At 41.1% G+C, this 14,342-nt stretch carries 14 protein-coding genes; 6 read left to right on the top strand and 8 right to left on the bottom strand.

The features are described 5' to 3' along the window. Positions 1 to 268 precede the first annotated feature (268 nt). From ACEQ1T_RS11570 to ACEQ1T_RS11580, 3 genes are all read left to right on the top strand, one after another. Complete coding sequence (locus tag ACEQ1T_RS11570) at positions 269 to 778, top strand: hypothetical protein (RefSeq protein ID WP_370223019.1); 510 nt, start codon at positions 269 to 271, stop codon at positions 776 to 778. A gap of 129 nt (positions 779 to 907) precedes the next feature. Then, the gene (locus tag ACEQ1T_RS11575; protein WP_206844593.1) at positions 908 to 1,492 is read left to right on the top strand and encodes an RNA polymerase sigma factor; all 585 of its coding nucleotides are present in this window, start codon (positions 908 to 910) and stop codon (positions 1,490 to 1,492) included. Then, positions 1,482 to 2,231: an anti-sigma factor domain-containing protein gene (locus ACEQ1T_RS11580; protein ID WP_370223021.1), complete on the top strand. Its 750-nt coding sequence runs from the start codon at positions 1,482 to 1,484 to the stop codon at positions 2,229 to 2,231. The genes ACEQ1T_RS11575 and ACEQ1T_RS11580 overlap by 11 nt, the downstream gene beginning before the upstream one ends. A 52-nt stretch (positions 2,232 to 2,283) precedes the next feature. Here the strand turns inward: ACEQ1T_RS11580 and ACEQ1T_RS11585 are convergent, their stop codons facing one another. The 3 genes from ACEQ1T_RS11585 to ACEQ1T_RS11595 all read right to left on the bottom strand — a co-directional run bounded on the left by ACEQ1T_RS11585 (position 2,284) and on the right by ACEQ1T_RS11595 (position 5,200). Next, positions 2,284 to 2,715, bottom strand: coding sequence for a hypothetical protein (locus tag ACEQ1T_RS11585; RefSeq protein ID WP_370223023.1), 432 nt, complete (start codon positions 2,713 to 2,715; stop codon positions 2,284 to 2,286). A 115-nt stretch (positions 2,716 to 2,830) separates the two neighbouring features. Continuing rightward, positions 2,831 to 3,625 (bottom strand): extracellular solute-binding protein, encoded by a 795-nt coding sequence (locus ACEQ1T_RS11590; RefSeq protein ID WP_206844588.1) that lies wholly within the window; start codon positions 3,623 to 3,625, stop codon positions 2,831 to 2,833. Positions 3,626 to 3,808: 183 nt separating this feature from the next. Further along, the gene (locus ACEQ1T_RS11595; protein ID WP_206844586.1) at positions 3,809 to 5,200 is read right to left on the bottom strand and encodes a PLP-dependent aminotransferase family protein; all 1,392 of its coding nucleotides are present in this window, start codon (positions 5,198 to 5,200) and stop codon (positions 3,809 to 3,811) included. Positions 5,201 to 5,301: 101 nt separating this feature from the next. Here ACEQ1T_RS11595 and ACEQ1T_RS11600 point away from each other — a divergent pair, with 101 nt between their 5' ends. The 3 genes from ACEQ1T_RS11600 (at position 5,302) to ACEQ1T_RS11610 (ending at position 8,338) form a co-directional block, all read left to right on the top strand. Further along, the gene (locus ACEQ1T_RS11600; protein ID WP_370223025.1) at positions 5,302 to 6,231 is read left to right on the top strand and encodes a DMT family transporter; all 930 of its coding nucleotides are present in this window, start codon (positions 5,302 to 5,304) and stop codon (positions 6,229 to 6,231) included. 116 nt (positions 6,232 to 6,347) lie between these two features. After that, entirely contained in the window at positions 6,348 to 7,391 is a 1,044-nt protein-coding gene (locus tag ACEQ1T_RS11605) for a YeiH family protein (RefSeq protein ID WP_370223026.1), read from the top strand. A gap of 59 nt (positions 7,392 to 7,450) precedes the next feature. After that, positions 7,451 to 8,338, top strand: coding sequence for a selenium metabolism-associated LysR family transcriptional regulator (locus ACEQ1T_RS11610; RefSeq protein ID WP_370223027.1), 888 nt, complete (start codon positions 7,451 to 7,453; stop codon positions 8,336 to 8,338). A 162-nt stretch (positions 8,339 to 8,500) separates the two neighbouring features. On the opposite strand, the gene ACEQ1T_RS11615 is transcribed toward ACEQ1T_RS11610, so the two are convergent. From ACEQ1T_RS11615 to ACEQ1T_RS11635, 5 genes are all read right to left on the bottom strand, one after another. Continuing rightward, positions 8,501 to 8,692 carry a hypothetical protein gene (locus ACEQ1T_RS11615; RefSeq protein WP_370223029.1) on the bottom strand — a complete coding sequence of 64 codons (192 nt, stop codon included), beginning with the start codon at positions 8,690 to 8,692 and terminating at the stop codon, positions 8,501 to 8,503. A 110-nt stretch (positions 8,693 to 8,802) separates the two neighbouring features. Then, positions 8,803 to 10,284, bottom strand: a complete 1,482-nt coding sequence (locus tag ACEQ1T_RS11620; RefSeq protein WP_370223030.1) for an APC family permease — start codon at positions 10,282 to 10,284, stop codon at positions 8,803 to 8,805. 146 nt (positions 10,285 to 10,430) lie between these two features. Further along, the gene (locus ACEQ1T_RS11625) at positions 10,431 to 12,095 is read right to left on the bottom strand and encodes an amidohydrolase (RefSeq protein WP_370223032.1); all 1,665 of its coding nucleotides are present in this window, start codon (positions 12,093 to 12,095) and stop codon (positions 10,431 to 10,433) included. 15 nt (positions 12,096 to 12,110) lie between these two features. Then, the gene (locus tag ACEQ1T_RS11630; protein WP_370223033.1) at positions 12,111 to 13,571 is read right to left on the bottom strand and encodes a sodium:solute symporter; all 1,461 of its coding nucleotides are present in this window, start codon (positions 13,569 to 13,571) and stop codon (positions 12,111 to 12,113) included. Between the two features lie 305 nt (positions 13,572 to 13,876). Next, positions 13,877 to 14,342, bottom strand: a 466-nt coding sequence (locus ACEQ1T_RS11635; RefSeq protein ID WP_370223034.1) for a thiamine pyrophosphate-dependent enzyme, incomplete at its 5' end; no start/stop codon positions are given.

Here is a 14,342-nt window from a genome sequence, read left to right on the forward strand (position 1 = left end):
CAAGTACTTTTATCCTTAACCTCGTCATTCATAACGAAATACTATGATTGTATTATTTCCCTGAATCATCAGAGCACTAAAATCAGGCATAGTCAGATTGGAAAGTTATATACAAATATAAATTGTTAAACTTATCAATGCCAGAATGCGAGTTGTTGATTCCGCCCTGTTTTGAGGAATCTTAAAAACTTTTAAATTTGTATAAAACCGTTTACACCTCCCTTACGTTACCTGTATTTGATAAGAAAAAATAACGGAGGGATTCATCATGAAAACAAAAATTTATTTTTGGACAATTCTTTTAGCTGGCATACTTTTTGCAGGATGCAGCTATCAGGAAAAACCAGAAAGTACAGGTGCAAAGGAACAAGCACAAGAAACAACAACAGCGGTTAACAACGAGTCAGAAAAAGATCTTGCAGAATCGGATACGAAACTTCAACTGCTGGAAAACAAAAAAATAGGTAAATATCTTACAGATGCTAAAGGTATGGCACTTTACTACTTTGCAAAAGATCAGCCAAATACATCAAATTGCAGTGGAGATTGCCTTAAAAACTGGCCTGCTTTCTACTCTGAAGACCTTGCTGTTCCAGAAGGATTTAATAAAGAAGACTTCGGAACGATTACTCGGCCTGACACTGGTGAGAAACAAACGACCTACAAGGGCTATCCGCTTTACTACTTCGTAAGGGACGAAGCATCTGGTGATGTAAACGGACAAGGCGTCAAAGATGTTTGGTTTATTGTTAACAGCGAAACATTATTTGCACAATAATGGATACTGCTGAAGGAACTGCCTGGTTTATCGGCAGTTCTTTTTTTCCTCCCCTATCAAATTTTCCCGACAATCTATGTTAACATCTATACTAAATAATTTCGTTTAACAAGGGAGCGATTTCCGTCAATGAATTCTAAGTCAGATGAAGAACTAATAGAATTAATTGTTCAAAATCATCGGCCAGCACTTGAAGAGCTGTATGACCGATATGTAAAACTTATTTACAGCTTCTCCATAAAAATAACCAAGGGCGATACGGAAAAAACGAAAGAAATTGTTCAGCAGGTGTTCCTTCGGCTTTGGACGACAAAAAACACCTATAATGCATCCCAAGGACAGTTTGTGAACTGGCTTCTCACCATAACTCGAAACATTTCCATAGATCTCATCCGTAAAGAACAAAAATATAAAGGGACGGTCCAATTGGAGCTTGAAGAATGGCAGCAAATGCAAGGTCTTCCAGCTGATGATGTCCAGCAGCAAGTTACAAGAAATCTGCTAAAACAGCAGATTCAAGAAGCAAAACGACATCTCTCTGAACCACAGCAGCGCCTGATCAACTTATTATATTGGGAAGGCTACTCCTTAAGTGAAATAGCAGAACTTGAACAAAAGCCGCTGGGTACGATTAAAAGCCGCCTGCATCAGGCCTTAAAAAAGCTTCGGAATAATTTCAACGGGAAAATAGGAGGTGTTCGGCATGGAGAATAAATGTGATAATTTATCTTTATATATTATAAATGAACTTACAAACCAAGATAAAAAACAGTTCGAAGACCATCTGCTAAAGTGCGCAAAATGCCAGCAGGAACTGAAATCTATACAAGAAACATGGCAAATGCTTTCTTATGATATAGAAGAAACAGAGGTACCGGAATCATTGAAGTCACAAGTGATGGATTTTGTCTTTGAAGAAAATAAATTTCTTAAACACGAAGAAAAAATAGAAGCCGAACCGATTAGCTTTAAAGAACGAATTTTATCAGTTGCCGAAAGGCATTTTTCACCCCTATCCACTGCTGTAACAGCTATTTTAATCATTTGTTTAATTGGGTTTTATTGGAACAGCCTTCAATTGAAAGATACGATTAAGTCATTAGAGAATAAAGCTGCTGATCCGACACAAATTGTTACGACTTATTCCTTAACAGGGCAAAGCTTAGCTGCTTCTGCAACCGGCAGCGCATACCTTCTTCAGGAAGGTACGGAAACAAGTCTTGTCATTGCTTTAAACAATTTGCCTATTACAAAGAACAATGAAGTATACCAAGTATGGCTGTTACAGAACGGAAATCGGCAAAGTGCCGGCACTTTGATACCTGATCAAAACGGGAGCGGCCTTATCACCTACCGCCTTCCTTCAGAATATTCCTTTGAAGATATTGGGATTACATTGGAACCTAATCCATTCAACACTCAGCCGCAAGGGCAAAAAGTGCTGGGGACGTAATATAACAAAATAAACCTGCCCAATGAAATTTAGGGCAGGTTTAAACTCATTATTATTCAGCTAATTTCACTTTAAATGACTCTAATTTTTCCTTTGTTACGGTAACCAGTTCCTTCATTTTAGCAGAGTCAGCCTGATCTTTTTGAGATTCACTAATTAGTGGATATAAGCTTTCTTCAATACTTTCGTAGTCTTCAGGAAAATTCTCCTCCACTTTCTTCTCAATCTCATCCCAGTTTTCCTCAAGGTCTTTGCCTGTTTTTTGTATCAGTTCCGAGTTTTCCGCTTTATTTTTCAAATTAGCTTGTAATTCATCCAGAACCGCCATTACCTCATCACTGCCATTTAAAAGCTCATCATCCATTTGTCCGTCTGAGTTGTTCGCTTTTGAATTTTCATTTGTCTCATTATCTCCATTTGAACTGCAGCCAGCTGCCATTATAACGATCACTAATATTGATATATATGAAAGTATTTTTTTCACTTGAACCCTCCTCGCCCATTTCATTCCCTCTATTAGATTCTTCAAACTGGATAAGAAGTCACAGACTGTTGTTTTTCGATAAAAATATAGTCATTTTTAATTGAAGATTCGCCTCCTACTTCCATCCCCATTTTTGGAAAATCTTATGGGCTGATTCAGTTTGCAAATATTTTATAAACTTTTTTGCCTCTTTTTTATTGTGCGACGCTTTGGCAATAGCAATGGGTGTTCCTCTGTATATCTTTTCCTCATCAGGTAATTCAATTAATTCCGTTTCATCCCTCAAGCGATAATGCCAGGACTCATATGTGATCCATGCATCCAGCTTTGAATTTGTCCTCCAAAGATCAATGGCTTCAGCACTGGTTTTGACTGAAATATCAATGTTTTGATTTAAACCAGCGATCAGGCCCTTTCTTCCTGCCAGGTCTTCCCAAAGGCCAAGCTGGCCTGCACCGTTAACATCCACTATTTTAACTCCTGGCTTTGCTAAATCCTCAAGCGACTCTATTTTTTGGGGATTTCCTTTTCTCACCAGAATACCAGCAGCACGAGGATACAGCTCTGTTCGTGATTTTTCGTCTATCATTCCAGGATGGTTAAACACAAAGTTTTGCATCATATACTCTGAACCGCCATAAATGATGTCCGCATTCTCCTTTGCCTGCTGAATCCAATTGGATTCAGGTCCAGCCGTTACGTTCACCCTGATACCTGTTTCCGCTGAAAACTTTTCTGCAGCCTCCTTTATCGGGCCCAAAGGACCACCTGGACCATAAACTTGAACAGCTTCAGTCTGTGCGGCTTCAACTGAAGAATTTGCCGGCTCTACGGAATTCGAAAATGCCGTAAAACCCGCAGCACCTGCCATAACAAATAGACAAACCATCAGGAAAGAAAACTTTTTCATTCAAGAAACCTCCATCTAATTTTTCAGGCAAAAGCCTGTTACAAATGGAAACGTACTGAATGGACAAACAGTTCGCTTTACTTGGTAAAATGAGTATTAATAACTACTTTAGAAATCATGCAAATGTTCTCCATAGTATGGGTCTGGATAAGCTGCGCATGCAATATCACCACTTATCAGGTTTTACAATTCAAACCATGCCCTGGCTAACACCCTTATTGCTTCATATATCTCTTCTTCAGATAGTAAGGCAAAACCAAGCAATACAGTGTGACCGTCATTTTCTCCAAATTGAGATACAGGATAAATTTTTATTTCTGCCTCTAAGGCTTTCCTGATCAGCTGCTGTTCATTCATTTCATTATTCGGCCGAAGTAATATGTGCAAACCTGAGTCCTGTCCGATTACTTCAGAAACTGGTGGAAAATACTTCGATATGGCAGAAATTAGGATATCTCTTTTCCTTCGATATACGACCCTCATTTTCTGGATATGCTTATCCCAGTACTCCTCCTGAAGAAATTTAATCAAGATCTCCTGATCTGTCCGTGAAACAGTTTGCGCATAAAAGAAATAATCTTCCTGATAAATCTTCAGCAAAGGTCTTGGAAGGACCATATAACTAATCCTTAGAGAGGGAAGCAGGGCTTTCGAGAAAGTACCCATATAGATTACTTTTTCATCCTTATCCAATCCCTGCAGGGCCGGGATCGGCTTGCCTGTGTAGCGGAATTCACTGTCATAATCATCTTCAATGATATAACGGCCAGGCTTTTCCTTTGCCCATTTTAAAAGCTGCATCCTTCTGGCAATAGGCATAATCATACCGCATGGAAATTGGTGCGATGGTGTGACAAAGACGATGTTTGCTCCTGACTTTTTCAGTTTAGATAAAATAAGTCCATCTTTATCGAGAGGAATGTCCCTCACATTGTCCATTCCTTTTTCAAAGATGACGAGCCTGCGGTGATATCCCGGATTTTCGACAGCAAAAATACTGCCATCCAGCAGCTGCAATAAAGTTTTCATTAAATATTGTGTTCCTGAGCCAAGAATGATTTGGCTGGGGGAACAATTTACACCCCTGGATTTATACAGATAACTCGCGATCTGGTTCCGCAATTCCAGCTCGCCTTGAGGGTGGCCAATCATTAGAACCTCGCCATTATCCTTAGTCAGGACTTGATTTGTTAATTTCCGGAACACAGAGAAAGGGAACGTCCTAATATCCACCCCGGAATGTGTAAAATGATACAGGTACTTACCCTCAGTATGCTGTTTTTCTTCAGCGAAAGGCTCTTCATTTTCTGAAGCAAAATGGTTCTGTTCAACTTCACTCACAAAATATCCTTTGCGCGCCTTCGATTCGATGTATCCTTCAGCCATAAGCTGTTCATATGCAGATTCAATTGTGTTCTCACTGACCAGAAGATATCTGGCAAATTTCCTTTTGGAAGGGAGCTTTGCCATTACCGCCAGATTGCCTGTCTTAATTTCTTTTTTAATATATTTATATAATTGCACATATAGTGCCTCACCGCTTGTAAAGTCTAGATTTGGCGTTAACTCGGACATCAGCCTGACCCCCTTAAAAATTAAAAATCTGACCCTTCTAACAACACCAGTTATTATCTATAATACATGATAATAACCAATACAGTAAGGAGACAAACAACATGAGCAATTCACGCAAGCTGGGACTGGCCATGATCATAAGCGGAGCTTCTTTATGGGGATTATCCGGTCCAATGCTGCAGTGGTTTTTTCAGGAAACCCACTTATCATCAAGCGATTATTTAGTTGTCAGATTGATTGCGGCAGGCATTTTCACGCTCATTTTCTTATCTTGCCGGAAAGTAAATGTATTTGCGATATGGAAATATCCCCGCCACTGGATACAGCTTCTTCTTTTTGCTGTTTTGGGGATGCTTGGAGGGCAATATGCTTTTATCGAAACCATTCAGGTGAGCAATGCCGTTACAGCAACCCTGTTTCAATTTGCTGGTCCGGTTCTGATCACCATTTATGTGGCAATCGAGTCCAGACGATGGCCAGCCAAGATCCATTTGCTGGCCATTGTCACCGCTCTATCAGGGATTTTTCTGCTTATTACCAACGGATCCCTGGATCAAATCCTTTTATCAGAAAAGGCTTTATGGATCGGTTTTCTAACGGCGCTTGGATTTGCCTTTTATACATTGCAGCCTGTTTCCCTCATTAAGACCTGGGGAACGATGACAATCATCGGGTGGGGAATGCTGCTTGGCGGAATCGTCCTATATTTGCTGATGCCATCATTCAGCTTTGCCAACATGGCAGGAGCACTTCGTATGGATACATTATCTATGTTAATTAGCATTATTGTGATCAGCACCCTCTCTTTTTTGCTTTATATAGGGAGTCTGAAGTATCTTTCCCCCACAGAAACCAGTCTTTTATCCAGTATTGAGCCTCTTGTGGCAGCTTTGATATCCTTCCTGTGGCTAAAAGAAACCTTCGGGAGCTATCAAATGCTTGGCGGTGTTTTCATCATTGCAGGAGTGCTATTCCTATCAATGAAAGAAAAAGAAGAGGAAGTCATTATTTTGCAGCAAAAAGGGGCTTAATCCATACACTTTTGAATCATTAAGAAATCCAATAAACCTTATTAAACAATCGGTGAAGCGGTTCTCCTTTCCTATGGTACGGTTAAGGTATCAAATGAACGAAAGGGGAACTATCTGTGGAAGCTCAAAAAATTCAAGAATATGTAATAGAAGAACCTAAAAAAAAACAAAAGGCTATCGGATTTGCAAAAGGATTATCGCTGACCCTTTTCCTTGCGGTTCTGGCTGGCCAAATTGCCAATCTTCCCTTTTTCTCCATTCTCGGAATTATGATCCTCTCCATTTTGCTGGGAGGCATTTGGGGAAATACGCTATCTGTACCTGTGGACGCTCATTCAGGTGTACAGTTCTCAAGCAAGGTATTGCTTCGGGCAGGGATTATTTTATTGGGCTTTAGGCTGAATTTGCAGGAAATTATCTCAGCAGGCTTTTCCATCATGATCATCGATGTTGTGGTCATCGTTTTTACCATGAGTTTCATCCTGCTTTTGGGCAAAGCTTTCAGAATCAATAAGAAATTGTCAGCTTTACTTGCTGCTGGCACTGCTATTTGCGGAGCGGCAGCCATTATTGCGATTGCGCCTATTGTCAAAAGCAAGGAAGAGCAAACCGCTGTTGCAGTATCATGCATAGCCGTTTTAGGGACCATTGGGGCCATTTTGTATATTGTTTTATTTCCCTTGCTTCCTATCAGCGAGCAGGAATATGGTGTATTAGCCGGGGCAACACTGCATGAACTTGCCCATGTAGTGGCTGCAGGTGTTCCGGGCGGGGATGTCAGCAGTGACTCTGCCATTCTTGTAAAACTGGGAAGAGTCCTGTTATTGATACCAGTTGCCCTTATCATAAGCTTTATTTACAGCAGAAAAAACAGCGGCAAAGGCCGGAATATAGGGAAGCTGCCAATCCCATGGTTTATTTTCGGATTTCTCCTTACCAGCCTGATCAATACTATTTTCTCCATACCCGGCAGTATCATCAGCATCTTTTTATTACTGAGCACCTACCTCCTTGCAATGGGTATGGCAGGGCTGGGGCTTAATATTAAATGGAAAGACTTTGTGAAAGTAGGCTTTAAACCAGTGGCTGTTGCCATAGCAGGCTTTCTGGGTCTTCTTGCCATAACCCCTCTGCTTCTCTTACTATATAAAGTTTTTTAAATGTCCCCTAATCAATTACAATAGATAGAGGGGAGTTACATGATTGAAGGAGGATACCTATGAACCTCGACTATTTAAAAGTATTTTATGTCACCGCCAATAATAAAAGTTTTTCCCAGACTGCCAAGGATCTTCACCTCTCTCAATCCAGTGTCAGCCTTCAAATCAAACAACTCGAAGAACAATGGGATTGTCAGCTATTTGAACGGACAACCAAAAAAATCTCACTGACTCCTGCAGGCGAAATCCTATATCATAAAGTCAAAAAACTGATAGCTTTAATGAATGAAACTGAAAATGAACTGGAAGAATTAAAGGGAAGTGTACATGGGGACTTAAAGGTCGGAGCCAGCTTAACGATCGGGGAGCATGTACTCCCCTTTTTATTAGCCGATTTTTCGAGTCTCTATCCGAAAGTCAGCCTGCATTTAAATGTATATAATTCCAGGCATATCGTTGAGAAGCTGTTAAATCATGAAATCAATTTAGGGTTCATTGAATCCATGCTCTCCTACCCAGCCTTAAAACAGGTTCCTTTTGCCAAAGATGAGTTGATTATCATAGCCTCTCCTGAAAATAAATTCATTAAGACGGACAGTATAACCATCGAGGAGCTGCTGTCAGTTCCTATTATTATCCGGGAAAAAGGATCAGGAACAAGGCAAGTGATGGAAGATTCCTTTAGAAGATGCCATGTAGATGCCTCCAAATTGAATGTCATTATGGAACTGAAACACACCGAAGCCATTAAAACCTGCGTAGAAGCGGGTTTAGGCATTTCCATCATCTCAAAGTCTGCTGTAAAAAAAGAACTTCGGCTCGGGACTTTAAAACAATTACATATAGAAGGAATTACAATGCAGCGGGACTTCTACATGATCTATCATGAGGAAGCCCTGAAACATACCAGCAGGAAGCTGATGGAATTTATTTCATCAAGGCAGTGAGAATAAAGAAAGTACAAAAAAGCTCAAAGCCGCAGACTTGGAGTTCAGTGCTTATGAAGGTACATAATAAATGAAAAGCAGCCCCATTCATATTATGAATGGGGCCTTATCAGAATGATATCAATCGGGTTCGTATTCGAACTGCTTTTCGCTGTTTCTCCTTTATCCTGTCCGAACCAAGCTCGTATTCGGACTGATCTCCGCTTTTTCTCCTTCATCCTGTCCGAATCTGGCTTGTATTCGGACTGCTTCACCCTTTTTTTCCTTCATCCTGTCCGAATCTGGCTTGTATTCGGACTGCTTTTCGCCTTTTCTGCTTCCCTCTGTCCGAATAAGCTTCCTATTATGACCCAACCCTCAACCTTTTCTGACTTTGTTTTGACGAAACCTGGTTCTCTGATAGATAAATTATATAAATATTTTTCCCGTGTTTTTGAAACTGCTTCACAGCTCACTCTATGCTATTAAGCATCTATTTTTATACTAACCTGGCTATCAGTCTTAACATCAGTCCCATCTGTATCTGTTTTGCCTAAAATATAATAATCAAGTGTACTTTTAGGTATTTGATTGTATTCTTTCCTTTTATATAGATAGAAAGCTAATCCTAATACTGTCCAGACGATTAAGGCAATCAGTGAAGGTGCTCCAAGCGCTGATGGTGATCCAGGCACGAGCAGCAACCCAAGAAATGCAAGTCCAATTAATGCTCCTATCAGAGCAACCAGTTTTTTGCCGGGTGAGACCATTTTTCCATCGGCTGCTTCTGTCCAGCTGAACAGTTTATAAGCTGTGTAGCAAGTATAAAAATAGGCAATGGTTACTCCTGTTGCTGACATGTCAACAATCCATAATAGGACGGGACGCCCAAACCATGGAGCAAACAGGCACAGGGCACATGTGAACAGGATCCCTACATAAGGGGTGCCATGCTTCGGGTGAAGCCTGGAAAAAGCTTTAGGAACTACTTTTGCTCTCCCCATCGCAAACAACAATCGGCTGGAAGAAACATAGAATCCATTAAGCCCTGTGAATACACCCATGCAAAGGGAGATTGCGAGCAGAAGCACTCCGAAGGCACCTAACGTATCAGAGATGACATCACCTGTCCCCCAAATCGGCTTTCCGGCAATAAGGTTTTGCCATGGCATTGCTACTGCTGTTGCAATAATCATAAAGGAATATAAGACACAAGCTACAATTAACGAATAAATGATAAGCTTGAATGCCTTTTTAGGAGGAAAATTAAATTCTTCAGCCGCCTGCGGAATATTATCAAAACCAACATATGCCCATGGAGCAATCGCGATGATTGCGATGATTCCAGTCAGTGCAGGTATCCCCGGTTTAAAAAAAGGCTGAAGATTTGACAGATCTGAAGATGGACTTAGTATCATGCTTATGGTGAGCAGGAACACACCGGCAACGAGGATAATGCAGAATATATATTGGAGACTGCCAGAAATGGAAGCACCCTTTATATTAAAATAGGCAAAGATCAGAAGTGCTGCAGTCGCAATCACTACTTCACCCAGATATACCTGCCAGCCTCCTATTTCATATAACAAACCGATATTTGTAAGCGAGGGAAGCATAAACTTTCCAAGCAAGGCCAATGCAGATGCATTCAGGGCGACAATACAAATATAGCCAAGAGTCAGAAACCATCCGCAAATAAAGGCATGTTTCCTTCCAAACCCTATATATGCATAAGCAAACTCACCGCCGGAAACAGGATATTTTTCAATTAAAACCCCGTAGCTGACGGCAATCACCATCATTAATAAAGCACCAATGGTTAACCCGATCACCGCCCCGATCGGGCCTGCTTTCCCCATCCATTCAGCCGGCAGAATAAAGGCTCCCCAGCCAATGGCAGAACCAAGCGCGATAGCCCACACCCATTGCGGCTTAAACGTTTTTTCAAGCTGTACCCTTTCTTCCATGTTTTCCCCTCCATTATTAAGGCTTCTCTCAAAATTTATTAAGGACTGCTTAATCTTGTTGAGCTAATGCCTTATCCTTATACTGGAGCAAAAAGCGGACCCCCGGCTTTTGCTTCAGTATCGAGGATTTTTTGAATAGCGGTTATCTATGAATGAGTGTAAGCTTTTTCTGTATTCTCCCACACAACCTTACCGGAAATGATGGTCGCCAATATAGGTATATCTTTTAAGTCCATTGCTGGGCAGGTAAGAGGATCGGCATCCAGGACAACAAAATCTCCTTTTTTCCCTTCTTCTATTGTGCCAGCAGAATCTTCTTCAAAGTTTAGAGCTGCACCGTAAGATGTCATCGCTTTTAAAGCATCCAGAACATCAATTTTTTGATCATCACCAAGCACATCACCTTCTAAAGTGATTCGGTTTACAGCCGCCCATATGGAAAACAGGGGCGAAATTGGGGTAATTGGACAATCAGAATGCAGTGTGAACAGCAAATTGCGGTCAACCGCATCAGCCAAAGGATTAATTCTAGCCGCCCTCTTTTCACCCAGGAATATTCTGCGGTGCCGATCTCCCCAAAAATAAACATGATTGATGAAAAACGAAGCAGCAACACCTAATCTTTGCATGGCATCAAGGTCTTTACTGCCTGCAGTCTGTACATGTTCAATCCGGTGCCTGTGGTCATCCATCGGACTTTTTGACAAAACATAATCGAAAGCCTCAAGGATAGATCCAATAGCCCGATCTCCATTTCCATGAATCGCTATTCTAAATCCTCTATTATGGAGATCCAGCATTTCTTCTGCAAAAGTGTCCTGATCATGCAGGAGCTCACCAAATACAGAATTATCACAATGATAAGGTTCGCGGAGTGCACCGGTAAGTCCCTGGATGGATCCATCCTGAAATAATTTGGCACTATCGAGTGATGCTCTGTTTTTGGTGCGCCTTTTTAATTCAAGATCGAGCTGATCGGCGGTATAACCCGAAAAAGCACTTCCCTCTCTTAAAAGGTGATGCAGGATCATTAGCCGCATATTCAGCGGATTCTTACCTGAATTAATGGCTGCTATATGCGCATTTAATTCCTCTATTCCTCTGTCCAGGCCCACCCCGGCATCTGTACAGGTGGTGATTCCCTGAGACAGGTACACCTTTGCCGCATTTTCTATATTTTTGACTTGTTCATCGCTTGACGGAGAAGGCAGGAATGGAAAAATAAATTCCAGAGCGGGAATTTCATGTATGACACCGTCCAGCCTTCCATTATCATCACGTGTAAAGTACCCGCCATGCGGATTCGAAATGCTTTCATCGATTCCAGCCATTTCAAGAGCTTTGGAATTGGCAGCACCAAAGTGTCCGGAAATATGCCGGATAAAAACGGGATTGTTCGGTGCTGCATGATCTAAATCAGACCTGTTCGGATGCCTTTTATCCTCCAATAGGGTATCATCATATCCCCACCCCATGATCCATTCTCCAGGTTTTGCTTTACTGGCCCTTTCTCTTATTCTTTCCTTTATATCACCAATGTTTTTATTTCGCGGGGATCTGCAATCAGCATAATTCAGCATTTGCCCGAACATTAATAAATGACTATGAGTGTCTATAAAACCAGGAAGCAAAGCAGCCCCGTTTAAATCCAAGATCTCAATATCAGGGCTTTTTGGAATTTCCGAACGGTCCGGTTCGGTTTTATCCCAAATTTTTTCGATGATGCCATTACTGACAAGCAATGATTTTGCCTTCGTATTATGTTGATCAAGTGTGATGATATTTGCATTTTTTATGATAAGGATACTCATCCTTATCCCTCCTTATTAGACAGCTTTGTTTTCTGCTGAATCGGTATCGTCAATCTTTCTATTTGCTGAAGGAAGGTCTTCCCAGTAAACAGCTTTTACATTTTCTGCTGATGAATGTTTCGTCCAGAGACTAATTATGACAAGTGAACAAAAAGAAGCGATAAAGCCGGGTATTGTCTGATCTATTCCTGTATTGATAAGAGGCCAAAGAATGGTAGTGAAACAAGCCAGAAGCATGCTGGAAATGACAGCGGTGTTGGTTGTCCTTTTCCAAAACATAATGGCCAGAAACGGAAACACAAGAGTTGTTGCTGACAGTCTGAGTGCCCATTGATACATGCTGACTATATCTGTTAATGCAAAAGCAACTAACAGTGATAATACCGATATAATCACTACACTCAAGCGGGAAACAAACATCATTTGCTTTTCCGTAGCATTGGGATTTAATAGACGGTGATACAAATCCTGAGTGATATTAGAGCTTCCTTGTAAAATGAAGGAGTCTGCACCTGTCATAAGTGCTGATAGGAGTCCGATCAGAATGATGCCGCCAATATAAGGAGGAAGCATTTCCACGGTTACATAGGAGAAAATTAAATCTGGGTGTATATCGGCTGGCACAAATTGCCTTGCCATAATTCCTATACTATATGGAAGCACAGAAATACATAAAGTAATGGCATAACCTGTTAAGCCAGCTTTAATGGCAATATCCTCTGTCTTGGAAGCAAAGATTCGCTGCCATGTGGATTGCCAAACTAAGTAGAACGGAGCTACAGAAAGGGCAAATAGCAGGACATCCCCGAGTCCATTCGCACCGAGCGGAGTTAAAAAATCTCTCGGCGTGTTACTAAAAATTTGTTCCATCCCCCCGGCAAAATTCAAGGCGGCATATGCAAGCATCACAATCCCTGCAATCAGAATTACGCTTTGAATGGCATCCGTTACAATCGTTGCAACTAAACCGCCCAAAATCGTAAAACCGAGAATCAAAATAAATGACAGTACAATTCCAGTTTTCACATTCATATTAAAAGCAATGCTGAATACGGTACTCATCCCTACAATCTGCAGGGCAGTAGTGGGAACTGAGTATATAAAAGCAGATAACACTGATGGAATAATACCGGTTTTTGCTCCGAATCTTTCACTAAAAAGGTCGGCCAGTGTATACAATCTCTGTCTTCTTAATGGACGGCTAAAGAAGAAAATCAAGAGCATACTGACAAGCATGGCTGGTAATGCAAATTTAAAAAATCCCGATACCCCCATTGTGAACCCCATTCCAATCCAGCCAATAAAAACGGCAGCGCCGCAATTCGTGCTGATGATTGTACCGACAATATTCCAAAACCCCATATTCCAGCCTGCAATTAAATAACTGTCAGAGGTTTTAATTTTTGTAAAATAATAGATTCCAATTGCAAACATGAATATGAAATATGCCAAAATGTATCCAAAATACCAGCTCATCGACTGCCTCCTTTTTATTTTCTTAATATTCTGTAAATTATTGGCATTAATATGTCGTGCTTCTTCTATTTACTTCCACTTTATCGGTCACTTTCACATAATTATCGGTCAGTTTTTGAATTTATCGGTCAACTCTGCCATTTATCGGTCAATTTTCATTTTTTTCGGCCGCTTTTCCACTATATCGGTCAGTTCGCGTCATAGCAACTTTCTAACTTCAGCACCGTAACGATATAATTCAAACTCCTAAGCTTTCTTTAAAAAAGGAGCTTAATCAAAAATCTATTAAGCTCCTTCCATTTTGCCTACCAGTTTTTATGATCTAGGTGAGCATATTTCGGCAGAAGGCGAGTCGGCATCTTTAAGGCATCTTTACGGAATGGAGGTGCCAATTGCGTGCCATCCACCTGAATATCAATAACTGTCGGTTTGCTGGATTCTATTGCACGGCGGATAGCTGGTCCTACGTCCTCAGGTTTGTCTACACTTATTCCCTGTGCCCCCATGGACCTTGCCACCTCTGCAAAGTCCGGATTCTGGATATCCGCTCCTACAAAGCGATTATTATAGAAATCTACCTGGTTTTTCTTTTCTGCACACCAGGCATTGTTATTAAAAACACATGCTACTACTGGAATATTCTCCTCTACAGCCGTACTTACTTCATGCAGGCTCATTCCCCAGGCGCCATCCCCTACGATGGCCACTACAGGACTATTCGGATTTGCAAGCTTTGCACCTAATGCCGACGGATAGGCAAAGCCTGTATTC

The organism is Cytobacillus sp., from assembly GCF_964223445.1.
GTDB lineage: Bacteria > Bacillota > Bacilli > Bacillales > Cytobacillaceae > Cytobacillus.